General features: G+C 63.3%; 13 protein-coding genes. 11 read left to right on the top strand and 2 right to left on the bottom strand.

What is annotated here, in order from left to right; translation table 11 throughout:
• Positions 1-132: 132 nt before the first annotated feature.
• From E5E97_RS09750 to E5E97_RS09720, 7 genes are all read left to right on the top strand, one after another.
• Positions 133-963, top strand: a complete 831-nt coding sequence (locus tag E5E97_RS09750; protein WP_205421750.1) for a helix-turn-helix domain-containing protein — start codon at positions 133-135, stop codon at positions 961-963.
• A 108-nt stretch (positions 964-1071) separates the two neighbouring features.
• Positions 1072-2223 carry an iron-containing alcohol dehydrogenase gene (locus E5E97_RS09745; RefSeq protein WP_118881765.1) on the top strand — a complete coding sequence of 384 codons (1152 nt, stop codon included), beginning with the start codon at positions 1072-1074 and terminating at the stop codon, positions 2221-2223.
• Positions 2224-2435: 212 nt separating this feature from the next.
• A complete protein-coding gene (gene rhaD, locus E5E97_RS09740) occupies positions 2436-3266 on the top strand; it encodes a rhamnulose-1-phosphate aldolase (protein WP_029303770.1) in 831 nt (276 codons plus the stop codon).
• A gap of 129 nt (positions 3267-3395) precedes the next feature.
• On the top strand, positions 3396-4292 hold the full coding sequence (locus tag E5E97_RS09735) for a DMT family transporter (protein ID WP_171280217.1): 897 nt from the start codon (positions 3396-3398) through the stop codon (positions 4290-4292).
• Positions 4293-4411: 119 nt separating this feature from the next.
• Positions 4412-6349 carry a methyl-accepting chemotaxis protein gene (locus E5E97_RS09730; RefSeq protein ID WP_171280216.1) on the top strand — a complete coding sequence of 646 codons (1938 nt, stop codon included), beginning with the start codon at positions 4412-4414 and terminating at the stop codon, positions 6347-6349.
• Positions 6350-6857: 508 nt separating this feature from the next.
• A complete protein-coding gene (locus E5E97_RS09725) occupies positions 6858-8303 on the top strand; it encodes an OprD family outer membrane porin (RefSeq protein ID WP_113995764.1) in 1446 nt (481 codons plus the stop codon).
• Between the two features lie 118 nt (positions 8304-8421).
• Positions 8422-9249 (top strand): SDR family oxidoreductase, encoded by an 828-nt coding sequence (locus tag E5E97_RS09720; protein WP_043159901.1) that lies wholly within the window; start codon positions 8422-8424, stop codon positions 9247-9249.
• A gap of 157 nt (positions 9250-9406) precedes the next feature.
• Here E5E97_RS09720 and E5E97_RS09715 read toward each other — a convergent pair whose 3' ends face one another.
• Positions 9407-9739: a DUF1904 family protein gene (locus E5E97_RS09715; RefSeq protein ID WP_039215483.1), complete on the bottom strand. Its 333-nt coding sequence runs from the start codon at positions 9737-9739 to the stop codon at positions 9407-9409.
• An 87-nt stretch (positions 9740-9826) separates the two neighbouring features.
• On the opposite strand from E5E97_RS09715, the gene E5E97_RS09710 reads away from it, so the two are divergent.
• The 4 genes from E5E97_RS09710 to E5E97_RS09695 all read left to right on the top strand — a co-directional run bounded on the left by E5E97_RS09710 (position 9827) and on the right by E5E97_RS09695 (position 13358).
• Positions 9827-10720, top strand: a complete 894-nt coding sequence (locus E5E97_RS09710; RefSeq protein WP_171280215.1) for a TraB/GumN family protein — start codon at positions 9827-9829, stop codon at positions 10718-10720.
• A 168-nt stretch (positions 10721-10888) separates the two neighbouring features.
• Positions 10889-11038, top strand: a complete 150-nt coding sequence (locus E5E97_RS09705; RefSeq protein ID WP_064773827.1) for a DUF3149 domain-containing protein — start codon at positions 10889-10891, stop codon at positions 11036-11038.
• Positions 11039-11191: 153 nt separating this feature from the next.
• Positions 11192-11773, top strand: coding sequence for a DNA endonuclease SmrA (gene smrA / locus E5E97_RS09700; protein WP_029301641.1), 582 nt, complete (start codon positions 11192-11194; stop codon positions 11771-11773).
• A gap of 106 nt (positions 11774-11879) precedes the next feature.
• Positions 11880-13358, top strand: coding sequence for a carboxypeptidase M32 (locus tag E5E97_RS09695; protein ID WP_171280214.1), 1479 nt, complete (start codon positions 11880-11882; stop codon positions 13356-13358).
• Positions 13359-13427: 69 nt separating this feature from the next.
• Here E5E97_RS09695 and E5E97_RS09690 read toward each other — a convergent pair whose 3' ends face one another.
• Positions 13428-13829: a VOC family protein gene (locus E5E97_RS09690; protein WP_024944412.1), complete on the bottom strand. Its 402-nt coding sequence runs from the start codon at positions 13827-13829 to the stop codon at positions 13428-13430.
• Positions 13830-13923 lie beyond the last annotated feature (94 nt).

Below are 13923 nucleotides of genomic sequence, written 5' to 3'. Positions count from 1 at the left end.
GAGGCAATCGAGACCCATCAATAAATAAATGCGAGGTAACTGTGAAAACCCTCACGAAATCCGTGCTATTTGATTGACCAGAGCCGGCTCCTGCGCATATTCACTGATTATTACCTTATGAAGATAGCGACCATGTTTCGCCTGCAGCAGACCGATTTTTTTGACCACAACAAAGTCATCAACGTATTGCCACGCGCTCCGCAGGAACCCTTTCCGGAGCACTGCCATTCGTTTCATGAACTCGTACTGATCAAGTCTGGCTGTGCCATCCACATCACGGACGGCAGCGCCGTGCATATCCGCCGCGGCAGTGTCTTCTACCTGCGCGAAGACGATGCCCACATGTTCGATCAGATGAAGGATCTCTGCCTGACCAACGTGCTGTTCAGGCCGGAGGGATTCCACTTCGCAGACGGGTTGCAAACCCTGCTGCAAACCAGCTGCCATCCTACCAGTGGCGGACTGCAACTACCCCCTTCCCTGCAACCACAGAGCGAGCTGCTGCTAAACCAGATAGCGGCAGAAAACAGCCGGCGAGATGCCTGTTCTCCGGTGATGATCGAAGCACTGTTTTCCCAGTTGGCCGTGCTGCTCTGGCGTACCCATCAGCAAGGAGGGGAAGCTGGCGGCAAGGGGGAAGGAGATCAGGAAAGGCTATTGGCCCTCATTAATTATCTCGATGAAAACTATCAGGAAGAGATCGACTGGAGCGAACTGTCTGAACGTTTTTCCATTCCACTGCGCACCCTGAACCGAAAAATACAGGAACATACCGGCTTGACCCCCAACAATTATCTCGGACGAGTACGACTCTGCCATGCATCCTGGTTGCTCAGCCATACCAACAAATCGGTTACCGATATTGCCTTTGAGAGTGGATTCAATGATGGGAATTATTTCTCGAGTAAATTTCACCATGCCTTTGAACTGACACCACTGCAATATAGAAAACGCCATAAATAAACTTCACTTCTTGGCCACTATATTTTCCTCACTGGCCAAAGGTTAAAGGCCTTCCGCCACAACAAGCTTAATATCCCCTTAATTTCATCTAAAGAAGAGGGATATCTGATGGCTTTTGCATTGTGTCTACCCCAGCTCAGCCTGTCCGGCAGTGGCGCTATCTACGATCTGGTGCAATTGATGTGCAACCAGCCCGCCCGTCGTCCGCTGATCGTGACCGAGCGGGCCCTGATCTCGTTCGGCCTGCTGGACGGTCTGCTCGGGGCGCTGCGGGATCAGGGCTTCACCCCCCTGGTCTATGACGGCGTAGAGCCCAACCCGACCGATAAGGTGGCCAGTGCGGCACTGGCAAGCTGGCAAGCCGGACAGTGCGATGCCCTCATCGGCTTTGGCGGCGGCAGCGCCATGGATACCGCCAAGGCGGTGCGCGCTCTGGTTGCCAACCCGGGCAAACAGATCCATGACTTCGAAGGTATCGGCAAGGTCGTCCACACGGGCCCCTTCATGGCCTGCATCAGCACCACCTCGGGCACGGCCGCCGAAGTGACCAGCAATGCGGTGATCACCGACACCCGGCGCAAGGTCAAGATGGTCATCATAGACCCGGCACTGATCCCAACTGTGGCAGTCAACGATCCCACCCTGATGGTGGGGCTGCCCCCGGCCGTTACCGCCGCCACCGGCATGGATGCCCTGACCCACGCCATCGAAGCTTATGTCTCCATCGGTGCTCATGTGCTGACCGATCACTCGGCCCTCGCCGCCATCCGGGTGATTGCCGAATATCTGCCGCAAGCGGTGGCGAACGGCCAGGATCTGACCGCTCGCGAGATGATGGCACACGGCCAGTTCCTGGCCGGCATGGCGTTCAACAGCGCAGGGCTTGGCTATGTGCACTCCCTCGCTCACCAGCCCGGCGCCACCCACAACCTGCCGCATGGCGTATGCAACGCCATCCTGCTGCCGGTGGTCTGCGAATTCAATCTGGCCGTCAGGGAGGATCGCTTCGCCGACATAGCCGCCGCCATGGGTGTGGATACCAGCGCCATGAGCAAGGCTGGTGCCGCCGTTGCCGCCATCCAGGCCATTCGTGCCCTCTCCGCTCGGGTGGGTATTCCCTCTGGCCTGCATCAACTCGGTATACAGCCAGGGGATCTCGCCGGCTGGATCGATGCCGCTGCCGCCGATCCCTGTTCCGGCTGTGCCCCCAGAGTAGCCAGCAAGGCAGAGCTGCTGGCCCTCTATCAGGCCGCGTTCTGACCACGAACCCGACCGACAAGCGGCCGCCCCCGGGCGGCCTCTCTGTTTTCGGCAGCCTGCATCCACTGGCATCCAATCCCCACCCCTTTGTGCACTTCTTGAAAATCCGGCCAACTCCCCTCATGACTTGGCGTCCCCGTTGAGGCTCGGCGGCGCGCCACTGGTTACAGTGGGCCCCATTCACAATGGCTCTTCAATGCAAGGTAGAGGGAATGATGCAGCAGATTGAATTCAACGCAGCCGTGCGGGCTGAAATCGAAAAAGTCGTCGAGGTATCCGCCTATTTGTGGCAACGGGAGTGGGCCGAGCGCAACGGTGGCAACATTTCCGTCGATCTCACCGACATCTTTGGTCCGGCGCCCGCAGACCTGAGCCAGTATCCCCACTGCCCCCTGTCCATGGTAGGGGGGGAAGGCGCCTTCCCGGCCGACAGCGCCGGTCATGTCTTCTTCGTCAAGGGCACGGGGGAACGCATTCGAGAGCTGCGCAGCCCGGAGCTCGCAGGCTGCATCCTGCGGATCGATGACGAGGCCCGGGGTTACCATATCCTGTGGGGAGGCCGTGGCTTGCACGACTACCAGCCCACCAGCGAATTCATCTCCCACGTGGAGATCGTCATGGACAAGCAGCGCAGGGGCGCAGCCGATCGCTGCGTAGTACACACCCATCCACTCGAGCTGATTGCACTCTCTCACCATCCCCGTTATGCCCGCGACAGCGCCGCTTACACCCACGCCTGCTGGAAGATGCTGCCCGAGGTGCGGGCCTTTGTGCCACGCGGCATAGGTGTGGTGCCCTACTGCATGCCCGGCAGCCAGACCATGGCGGATGGCACCACGGCCGCCCTGCGCCAGCACGATGTGGCCATCTGGGAAAAACATGGGGCTGTGGCCACTGGCACGGATGCGCTGATGGCCTTTGACTTCGTCGATGTGGCAAACAAGGGGGCCAAGCTACACCTGATGTGTCTCGCCAGCGGTTTCGAGCCGGAAGGAGTCAGCCCGGAAGCCATGCTGGCTCTGCAGGAGACCTTCGGTCTGTAGCAAGCGACCGGTATAGGCCCTGCCTGCGGGTCTTAGGCTGATGCCACGCTCAAAACCACTGCGCCTAAAGGAGGGCCGGTCTGCTAGACTGGCCCTCTTTTTGTTCATTCATCTGCAAAGGAGTGTCGGATGTCTGCTGCTTCGTGGTGGGACAAGTCCACCGGGCTGGCGCTGCTGACCATAGTACTGTGGGCCTCGCTGGCGGCGCTCACCTCCCGGGTTACCAGCGTGTCGCCGCTGGTGCTGGTGGGGCTGGTGCTGTTCTTCTGCGGGGCGGGTGCCCTGCCATTCTGGCGTCAGTGGCGAGCTCGTCCGGTCAACTGGCTGGTGACCATCAGCGCCCTGCTGCTCTATCACCTGCTGCTGTTCATGAGTTTTCGCCACGCCCCCGTGCTGGAGGCGAACCTCATCAACTACCTGTGGCCACTGTGCATCATCCTGTTCACCCCATTGCTGCTGCCGGGTCACCCGCTGCACGGTCGTCACCTGCTGGCCGGCGCCCTGGGCCTGGCCGGCTCAGTGCTGGTAATGGTGAACGGCGAGCTGCAGCTGCAACAGGCCTATCTGCCGGGCTATCTGCTGGCGCTGGGGGCCGCCATCGTCTGGGGCGCCTACTCGGTGCTGTCGCGCCGGCTGCCGCCGGCCCCGGCGGTGATGACGGCGGCGGCCTGTCTGCCCGCCGGGTTGCTGGCACTGCTGCTGGCCTGGCTACTGGAGGGACCGCTGCCGGTGGCCCGCATCCCGACCGGTGACTGGGGCCTCATCATCGGGCTGGCACTCGGCCCCATGGGGGCGGCTTTCGTCACCTGGTATCTGGCGCTGCGAGACGGGGATCCGCGCCGGATCGGCGCGCTGGCCTATCTGACGCCGCTGCTGAGCACGCTGCTGCTGGTGCTGCTCAATGGTGAGCAGCTGACCCCCCGTCACCTGGTGGCCGGCGCCCTCATCATAGGTGGCGCCCTGCTCGGCATGCTGGGCAAGCCCCCTGCCCGCCAGCAGCAGGAAGCCCCCGCCCCACTGCAATAATCCAGTCCCCCTCGACAGTCAGCCTAGGCCGCCGGGCTGACTGTCATAAAAGCGCCATCTCTGCTGCTTAAGCTCACGCCGACGCCCATCGCCGTGGTTCAACAAGCAGGAATGCTGCCGTGAAAATTGCCCATTACGCCTCCCTCTCTTCTCTCGCTCTGCTGCTGGTCGCCGCCGTGCAGGTCGGTGCCCTCTGGCACGGCTGGCAACAGCTCAACCAGGCCGAGCAGGCCCAGTACCAGCACGAACGGCTGCAGCAGCGGCTCACCGGCACCCTGCAGGGCACCCTGCGCGACTACCTCGCCAGCGGCGATCCGCTGCGGCTGACCGAGGCCGAAGCGGTGCGCAAGCAGGCGCTTGCCCAGCTCGCCCAGCAGGATGTGGCGCTCACGGCCCAGTTGCGCACCCTGCTCGAACAGATGGGTGCGCGCATCGACAGCGACTATCTGGCGGCCGGCAAGCTCTCCGGCAACAGCCAGTGGCTGCTGCAAAATGCCGAGAACGAGCTGACCGATCAGGCCAGGGCGCTGCTGCGTTACGGCCAGCAAGGGGCGATGGGGAGCGACCCGGCCAGCGCCGAGCGCTATCGCCAGCTGTCCGGTGACCTGCTGGCAGCCCTGCCGGGGCTCGCTCACCTGCGCCAGAACTACATGGAGCAGGCCAGCCCAAAGCTGCTGGAAGGGTTGCAGTTCGAGCTGGCAGCCTTGCAAAAACAGGCTGAGCAGCTGGCGGCCCTGCCGCCGCTCGGCCTGTTCGAGGCGCCCCCCGCCGACGAATTCACCCTGGGTGAACCGGAACGCAAGGAGCTCGGGGATCTGCCCAAAGCCGAACTGCTCTCGCTGCTCAAGCGCTACCCGCAGGAGCTGGAGAACAGCCGCAAGGCGCTGCAACAGCAGCAGGCGGGCCGTCTCGCGGTGCAACAAGACATAGGCCAGATGCTGCAGGCCACCGGCCACATAGGCAGCGAACTGGCCGCCGCCCGCCAGGCGGTCAACCAGCGGCTGGCCGCCATCCTCGGCAGTCTGGCGCTCTGTCTGGTGCTGGTCGCCCTGCTGTTTGCGCTGGTGCAGCGCCGCTGGCTGGTAAGGCCATTGCTGCGCCTGCGCACGGCCTTCCTGCAGCTCGACGAGACCGGGCAGGCCGAGACCCTGCCAGAGGGGCGCGAGCGCAACGAGCTGGCCGACATTGTCGCCAGCTACAACCGCCTCATCCTGCGACTGCAGCAGGATCAGCAGCAGAAAGAGGGCCAGCTCTCGGCGGTGTCGCAAAGTCTGCAGGGGATGGTCAACCAGGTGCAGGAGATCCATCACAGCACCCGCACCACGGAGCAGGCGGTGGACGAGAGCGACCTGATGATGAGCGAGCTGAACCAGCTGGCTGGCGAGGTGCATCAGGTGGCTGCCGAGATAGCGCAGCACGCCCAGCACAACGAGCACTCCATGAGCCAGAGCGAGCAACTGGTGGGCGGCATGTTGCAGGCCACCGCCCAGACCGGGCTTGCCATCGACGAGAGCGGTGGCGCCCTGGCCCAGCTCAAGCGCTCGGTGGAAGATGTGACCGCCATCGTCGACGTGATCGGCCACATCTCCCAGCAGACCAACCTGCTGGCGCTCAACGCGGCCATCGAGGCGGCGCGGGCCGGCGAACAGGGGCGCGGCTTTGCGGTGGTGGCCGACGAGGTGCGCCACCTCTCTGCCGATACCCAGCGCTCCCTCGGCCAGATCACCGAGATCCTGACCAGACTCACCCAGGCGGGGGAGCAGCTCGGCACCGTACTGGCGCGCATCACCGCAGAAGCCGCCGCCCAGCGCCAGCAGGCGGAGCAGCTGCGCCAGACCACCCAGGCGGTGCGGGAGATGGCGCGCAGCACGGCGGTCATCGCCCTGCAGGGGGCCGACAACGCCAAGAGCCAGGAGCACAAGCTGGCCAGTTTTGCCGATCTCATCGGCCGCATCAGCCAGCACGCCCGCCAGGGCAGCCGCCTTTCGGTGCAGGTGTCGGAGCACATCCACCACCAGGCCAGCCAGATCCCGCGCATCCTCGGACACCAGGCCTGAGCCGCGCCGGTTTAGCCGGCACCTCCCTACCCGGCCCCTGCCATCGCGCAGGGGTTTATCTTTTTTTGTGGCACAAAATTATCTGTTATCCGCGGGTTAACGAAGAAAGATCCCTCTGCAGCGTGCGATCCGTCCGGATCGGCCGGCAATTTCATCTGAAAACGTTGTCATCACCGATATCAGCGGGCTAGGAGTGTCCACAGCAAGCGTCATGATTATTTGCACTCGGTCATATTTTTGAAACTTGGTGGGAACTTTCCATTGATATTTCGCACCGCGAACGTACTCTTGGATTGTCCGATAGCCAAGGATCGGAACACAAAAAAACAAAATATGTGATGAACAGAACTGCACCACCGCAGATGTGCCAAGACGTCGCGGCCGCAGCCGACATACTCGAACTTTTTGCCCTTCGGGGTCTTGATTGCAATGCCAATACCGAGCGGCGGGCGCTTGCCTGACTGCCGGACAAAAAAAGCTAAGTCCATAAAATCAGGAGCAATACAAAATGGAAAAAGTGATCTTCAAACGTGCCGCATTGAGCGCAGCCATCGTTGCTGCCATGCTCGCCCCCGGTATGGTGTTGGCTGCCGACGAAGCCGGCCCCACCTATGCAGCCGCCGCCAGCAAATTCTATGAAGAAGGCAAACTCAACGGTGGCCTCTTCTACTTCCAGCGTGATCGTCAGCGTATCGATGGCGACCCCACTGCCAAGAACAAAGAAGGCAAGTACCAGTCCAACCTGAGCCACGCCACCACCCAGGCCTCCCTGAACTTCAACTCCGGCTACGCCTGGGACGTGGTGGGTATCGATGTGGGCGGTTTCGGTGCCTATGACCTGGCCGTGACCGAGAACCACCCGGTCAACCAGGAGAACGAATTCTCCTTCGCCGGCAACAAATGGGGCGAAAACTACAAGGATGGCTCCCCGGAAGGCGGCTTCAGCTTGGCCAACGCCTCGCTGAAATTCAAGGCGCTGGACGGTGCCCTCACCGCCAAGGGTGGTCTGACCCAGCTCTACGTACCGGGCGTGATCGGCGTGAACTGGTCCTATCAGCCGGGTACCTACCGTGGTGGCCAGATCGAGGGTAACTTCGGTGGTCTCTACCTGACCTACGCCATCGCCGACGAGTACAAATCTCCCTGGTACAAAGAGACTCAGAAGTTCTCCCGTGCCAAGGCATGGATGGATCCGTTTGCCGATGAAAACGTCATCGACTACATCCAGGGTGTCGCCGCCCGTTACACCTTCGAGAACGGCACCGCCATCACCGGTTCCTACGGTAACTCCGAAAACTACATGGACAGCTACCACTTCAAGCTGGCCCATAAATTCGACGTGCTGAACGGTCTCTCCACCAGCTACCAGTTCTACGGTTCCGACACCAAGACCTATCAGAAGGGTGGTGCCGACATCGAGACTTACGACGGTCTGGCATGGCAGCAAGCGCTGACCGCCGCCTGGGGCATGGGCCCGTACGGCTTCCGTCTGGAAGGTCTGTGGACCAAGGCCGAGGGTAACGAAGGCAACTACCTGCCCCGTCTGACCCGTGGCTACGGCAACTCCCAGGGCGCGAACGAAATCTGGTGGGACTCCCGCTCCGACTGGAACGCCAACAACGAGAAAGCGCTGTACTTCGGCGTGACCCGTTCCCTGGATGATCTGGTGGGTGCACCTGGCTGGTCCGTCGGTGTCTCCGGTGCCTACGGCTGGGATATCCAGAAAGGCGACGGCACCAAGGCCACCAACGGTGAAGATACCGAATGGGCAGCCAACTTCGACGTCATGTACACAGTGCAGGATGGCAAGCTGAAGGGTACCCTGTTCAAGCTGCACTACACCGATTACAACAACGACATCAGCCAGGGCGGCGGTTGGACCGAATACCCCAACATCTTCGCCTCCGAGAAAGACGTCAAGTTCCACATCATCATGCCGTTCACCATCCTGTAAGCAGGTGGTTGAAGTTAGCAAACCGGGCCGATTGGCCCGGTTTTCTTTTTTCTGATCAGCGGGTTAACATGCAAAACCGCAGGCGCTTCTGCCTGCCTCGTCACACAAGGATGCGCCCATGTCCCGCTTCGTTCTGATCACCGGCTGCTCCAGCGGCATCGGCCTGGCCGCCGCCAAGGCGCTCGGCCAGCACGGCTACACCGTCATCGCCTCCGCCCGCAAGGCCGAGGACGTGGCGCAGCTGCGCCAGCTGGGTTTGCTGGCGGTCGAGCTGGATCTGGCCAACGAGGCCAGCATAGAGAGGGGCGCGGCCGAGGCGCAGGCACTGGCCGGCGGCCGCCTCTATGGCCTGTTCAACAACGGCGCCTACGGCCAGCCCGGCGCGCTGGAGGATTTGCCCACCCAGGCGCTGCGCGAGCAGTTCGACACCAACCTGTTTGGCTGGCACCACCTGATTCGCCAGCTGCTGCCGGCCATGCTGGCGGCCGGCGAGGGGCGCATCGTGCAGAACAGCTCGGTGCTGGGGCTGGTGGCCATGAAATATCGCGGCGCCTACAACGCCAGCAAGTTCGCGCTGGAAGGATATACCGATACCCTGCGCCTGGAGCTGGCCGGCAGCGGCGTGCAGATCAGCCTGATCGAGCCGGGTCCCATCGACACCCGCTTTCGGGCCAATGCCCGCGCCGCCTTCCTGCGCCACATAGAGCCCGCCGCCAGCCGCCATCAGGCCGCCTACCAGCAGACCCTGAGCCGGCTGGAGCGTGAAGGGGGTGCCCGCGGTTTTACCCTGCCAAGCGAGGCCTGCATTGCGCCGCTGCTGCACGCACTCGGCAGCCCGCGCCCCAAACACCGCTACCCGGTCACCTTCCCGACCCGGCTGTTCGGGGTGCTGCGCCGCCTGTTGCCCAGTCGCCTGCTCGACCGGATCCTCGCCAAGTCGGCCTGACGGCGACCACTTCGCTGCCCGGCACGCCCGCAAGCAGCCTGCAGCCAGGGACGACGACGAGCGTCGTCGCCTTTCGTCTCATCCCCACCAACCGGCACCAGAATGCGGCACCAGAGTGGCTTGAATCAGCCAAGCCGCCATCCCTGGCAGTCCCCGCTCAGTAGTGCTGGCCGTTGCTGTAATAGCAGCTCTTGACGATGGGCAGCACCTGCACCACCACATAGGTCTGCTCCCCCAGCACCGCTTTCAGGTGACGGGTGATCAGCGCCGCCGCCGCGTCCTGCAGCTCCTGCGGGCGTTCGAACCAGACCAGCTCGACGAACGGAAAGCCGGCCTCGACCTCCCCCTCGCGCACCCAGTGGCTGTCGATGCTCTCCAGGGTGACGAACTCCGGTTTGCCCCCGGTGAGGGCACAGAGATCCGCCAGCAGGGGGGCGCTTATCTGCTTGAGGGTGTCGACGGAGACGGCCCGAAAACGAAGGTGGGGCATGGGAAAACCTCTTGGCTGTGACAAATGAGGACTTATCATAGGGGTTATTGTGACGAAGAGAAGCCATCCGCTGACATAAGGTGCCCCATGAGACTCCATCGCCTGCTGCTCCCCTTCCTGCTCTGCCTGCTGCTGCCGCTGAGCGCCTTTGCCGACCCCGCCTTCTATAAGGTCAGCAAGGGCGATCAGCAGCACTGGCTGCTGGGCTCCATCCACGCGGGCAAGCCCTCGCTCTATCCGCTGCCCGACCCCATCGAGCGGGCCTGGCTGCAGAGCCGCGCCTTGGTGCTGGAGGTCGACCTGACCCACATCAGCCAGCAACAGTGGCAGGAGATGGGGGCCATCACCCGGCTGGTGGACGGCAAGACCCTCAAGGAGCACGTGCCGCTCGATCTCTACCGGCGCACCATCATCGCCGCCGGCCAGAACGGCCTGACCGAGAACATGCTGGCTCCACTGCGCCCCTGGTTCGCCGCCATCACCCTCACCCAGGCGGCGCTGGAGCGCACCGACTTTCGCAGCGCGCTCGGGGTGGATCAGCACTTTGCCAAGCAGGCCGGCGACAGCGGCAAGCCCATCATCGGCTTCGAGACCCTGCTCGAGCAGCTCGGCTACCTCGCCAGCGTCGGTGACAACCAGACCCTGATGCTGGAGAGCACCCTCGACGAGCTGCCCGAACTCGAGCGCGGCTTTCGCGAGGTGATGAAGGCGTGGGAAGAGGGGGACGAGGCGACCCTCATCAACCTGCTCAAATCGGAAATGGCGCCACCCAAGCTGCAGGCCTGGCTCGAGCAGACCCTGCTGGCGGAGCGCAACCACAACTGGCTGAAGAAATGGTCCACCCTGCCGAACGAGAGCTTCATCGTGGTAGGAGCGCTGCATCTTTACGGCGACCAGGGCTTACTCGCGTTGCTGGAACAACAGGGCTGGCGCATCACCCCGCTCACCGAGCCGGGTCCGCGCAAGCAGCCCCGCCAATAAGGCGCAGGCGGGGCCACATCGGCCCCGCCAGGGTCTTTATATGGGAGGGCGCTCACAGATCAGGCTGCCGATTTAATAACCACAGAAGGACTTGATCGAGATCATCTCTTTGCTCCCAAAGAGGTATCTATCATGCCTGTCATCAATGGGATGACTGGAGTGCATGAGATGGAATTTTGGATGAACCTGATGTTCGGCAACAGCGTGGGACTGATGTCCATGTTGGTGATTATCGGTACCTTCCTGCTGATCAGTTCCTACGCGGCCTATTTCATCTACAAGGTGATGAACGCCAAGCCGCCGAAAGAGGGCCAATAAGCCTGCGTCAGGCGATCCCCGATCGCCTGATCCCACCCTTGCCTCCCCTTTGCTCACGGGCTGAGCAACCCGGCGCCACCAGCGCGCCCGCCACTTTCAGATCCGCCCCCGCCCGCTATAATGGCCGCTCATTCCACCTGCGGGGAGCCTGCCGTGTCTCATAACGACGAACTCTCACTGTTTCGCAATGAAGTGGCCGATGTGCGCCCCATTCGCAACGACCATATCCGCCTCCAGACGGCGGGCAGCAGCCCGACCGACGCCCAGCTGGCGCGGCGCCAGGCCGCCACCGCCGAGCAACTCGCCCTGGATCACCTCAGCATGGAAGCGGTCGAGATGCTCGATCCCCACGCCATCGTCGGCTTCAAGCGCGACGGGGTGCAGGAGGGGGTCTACAAGAAGCTGCGACTCGGCAAATACGAGCTGCAGGCGAGCCTGGATCTGCACCAGAAGACCCTGAACGAAGCGCGCCAGAGCCTGGTGCAGTTCATTGCGGATTGCGAACTGCGCGACATCCGCTGCCTGCTGATCCTGCACGGCAAGGGAGAGCGCAGCACGCCGCGCGCCCTGCTCAAAAGCTATGTCAGCGCCTGGCTGCCGCAACTGCCGGCGGTGATGGCCATGCACAGCGCCGAGCGTCGCCACGGCGGCGGCGGTGCCCTCTACGTGCTGCTGCGCAAGAGCGAGCGCAAGAAGGCAGAGAACCGCGAACGCCACCAGAAGCGCCTCGGCTGACTGCCTGAGGGTGGCACCAGGGTGGATGGCAGTGCTAGCATCGGGCGGCCCCGATCATGCCAGGTACGGGGTGCATACCATCAGGGACGATAACAAGGACAATCCCATGTCATACCAGAAACTCGAACAACATCAGCAACAGCTGCACCGCCTCTCCCACCTCTCCGCCATCTGCGGCTGGGATCAGGCCGCCATGATGCCGGAGGGGGGCAACGAAGCCCGCGCCGAGGCCATGGCCGAACTGGGGCTGCTGATCCACCACAAGAGCACAGCCCCCGAGCTGGGCGACTGGATTGCCAAGGCCGAGAGCGAGCCGCTGGATGAGCTCCAGCGCGCCAACCTGCGCGAGATCAAGCGCCACTGGCAAGATGCAAGCCTGCTGCCCGGGGATCTCGTGGAGGCGCTGTCGCTCGCTGGCAGCAAGTGCGAGCACGCCTGGCGCCGCCAGCGCAAGGAGAACGACTGGACAGGCTTTGCCCCCAACCTCACCGAGGTGGTGACACTCTCGCGCGAGGTGGCTCGCCTGCGTGCCGACGCGCTGGGGGTACGCCCCTACGACGCCATGCTGGCGCTCTATGAGCCGGGCATGACCAGCGCCCGGCTCGACGAGATCTTCGGCGATCTGACCGGCTGGCTGCCAAACCTGATCCGGACCGTGAGCGAGCAGCAAAAGCGCGAGTCGGTGCAGATCCCGCAAGGCCCCTTCCCCATCGCCGCCCAGCAGGCGCTCGGGCAGCAGGTGATGGGGCTGCTCGGCTTCGATTTTGCCCATGGCCGACTCGATGTGAGCAGCCACCCGTTCTGCGGCGGGGTGCCGACCGACGTGCGCATCACCACCCGCTACAACGAGAAGGAGTTCGTCTCCAGCCTGATGGGCATAGTCCATGAAACCGGTCACGCCCGTTACGAGCAGGGCCTGCCGCGCCAGTTGCTGGGCCAGCCGGTGGCCGAGGCGCGCTCCATGGGCATTCACGAGAGCCAGAGCCTGTTCTGCGAGATGCAGCTCGGCCATGATCCCGCCTTCCTCACGCTGCTGGCGCCGCACATTCGCGCCCACTTCGGCGAGCAGGCGGCGTTGGCGCCGGCGAACCTGGTCAAGCTTTACAATCGGGTCGAGCCCGGCTTTATCCGGGTCGATGCGGACGAGGTGACCTACCCGGCCCACGTCATCCTGCGCTACGAGCTGGAGCGCGACCTTATCGAGGGGCGCATCGAGGTGGCGGACATCCCCGCGCTGTGGGACGCCAAGATGCAGCAGTGGCTGGGGCTCTCCACCCAGGGCAACTACCAGAATGGCTGCATGCAGGACATTCACTGGACCGACGGCTCGTTCGGCTACTTCCCGAGCTACACGCTCGGCGCCATGTACGCGGCGCAGCTGCGCTTCGCACTCGAGCGGGAGCTCGGCAACATGGGCGAGCTGATCGCGGCGGGCCGCCTGCCGGAGATCTTCGCCTGGCTGGGTCGCCACATCTGGTCCCAGGGCAGCCGCTACGGCACCGACGAGCTGGTCAGCCGCGCCACCGGCGAGGCGCTGAATCCACACTGGCTGCGCCGCCATCTGGAGCTGCGCTATCTGAAGTAGGGCCAGCGCGCCCGCCAGCAGATAACAAACGGGGCCTCGCGGCCCCGTTTTTCATGGTGACACGGCGCGTCAGCGCCCGTCCGGCACGCCAACAAACTCGCGCAGCTGCAGGATGTTGCCCTCGGGGTCGAACGCATTGCGCACCACGAAACCGGGGCCGGACCACTGCTGCGGCAGCAAGCCGCCACCGAGATCGGCCGCCTTCGCCTCCGCCCAGGCGAGGCTCGGCACGGTAAAGAACAGCTTGATGGCACCCTGCTCGCGCAGCTGCGGCGGCGTGGTGATGACCACCTGCTCGGCATAGGGAGCGGGGATTGCGTGCAGCAACAGCTGGATGTCGGCGTTTTCCTGCACGATCAGCTCGTCGCTCTGGCTGCGGATCTCCATCTGCAGCAGGGTGCGATAAAAGTGGCTCAGCAGGCCGGGATCCCTGGCATAGATCAGGGCGCCGGCACGTGCGGGTCCTGGCATGGCTCTCTCCTCCTTGGATGTTGTCACCCCAGATTCGCACACTTGCCCTGCCAAACCGATCTGTTTTTCACGCCCTGCGATCGCGGGCGCGGCC

The organism is Aeromonas sp. 2692-1 (genome assembly GCF_013085505.1).
Classification (GTDB): Bacteria; Pseudomonadota; Gammaproteobacteria; order Enterobacterales; family Aeromonadaceae; genus Aeromonas; species Aeromonas hydrophila.
Note: the sequence above shows the minus strand (reverse complement) of the source record. Positions and strands in the feature narration are given on the sequence as shown.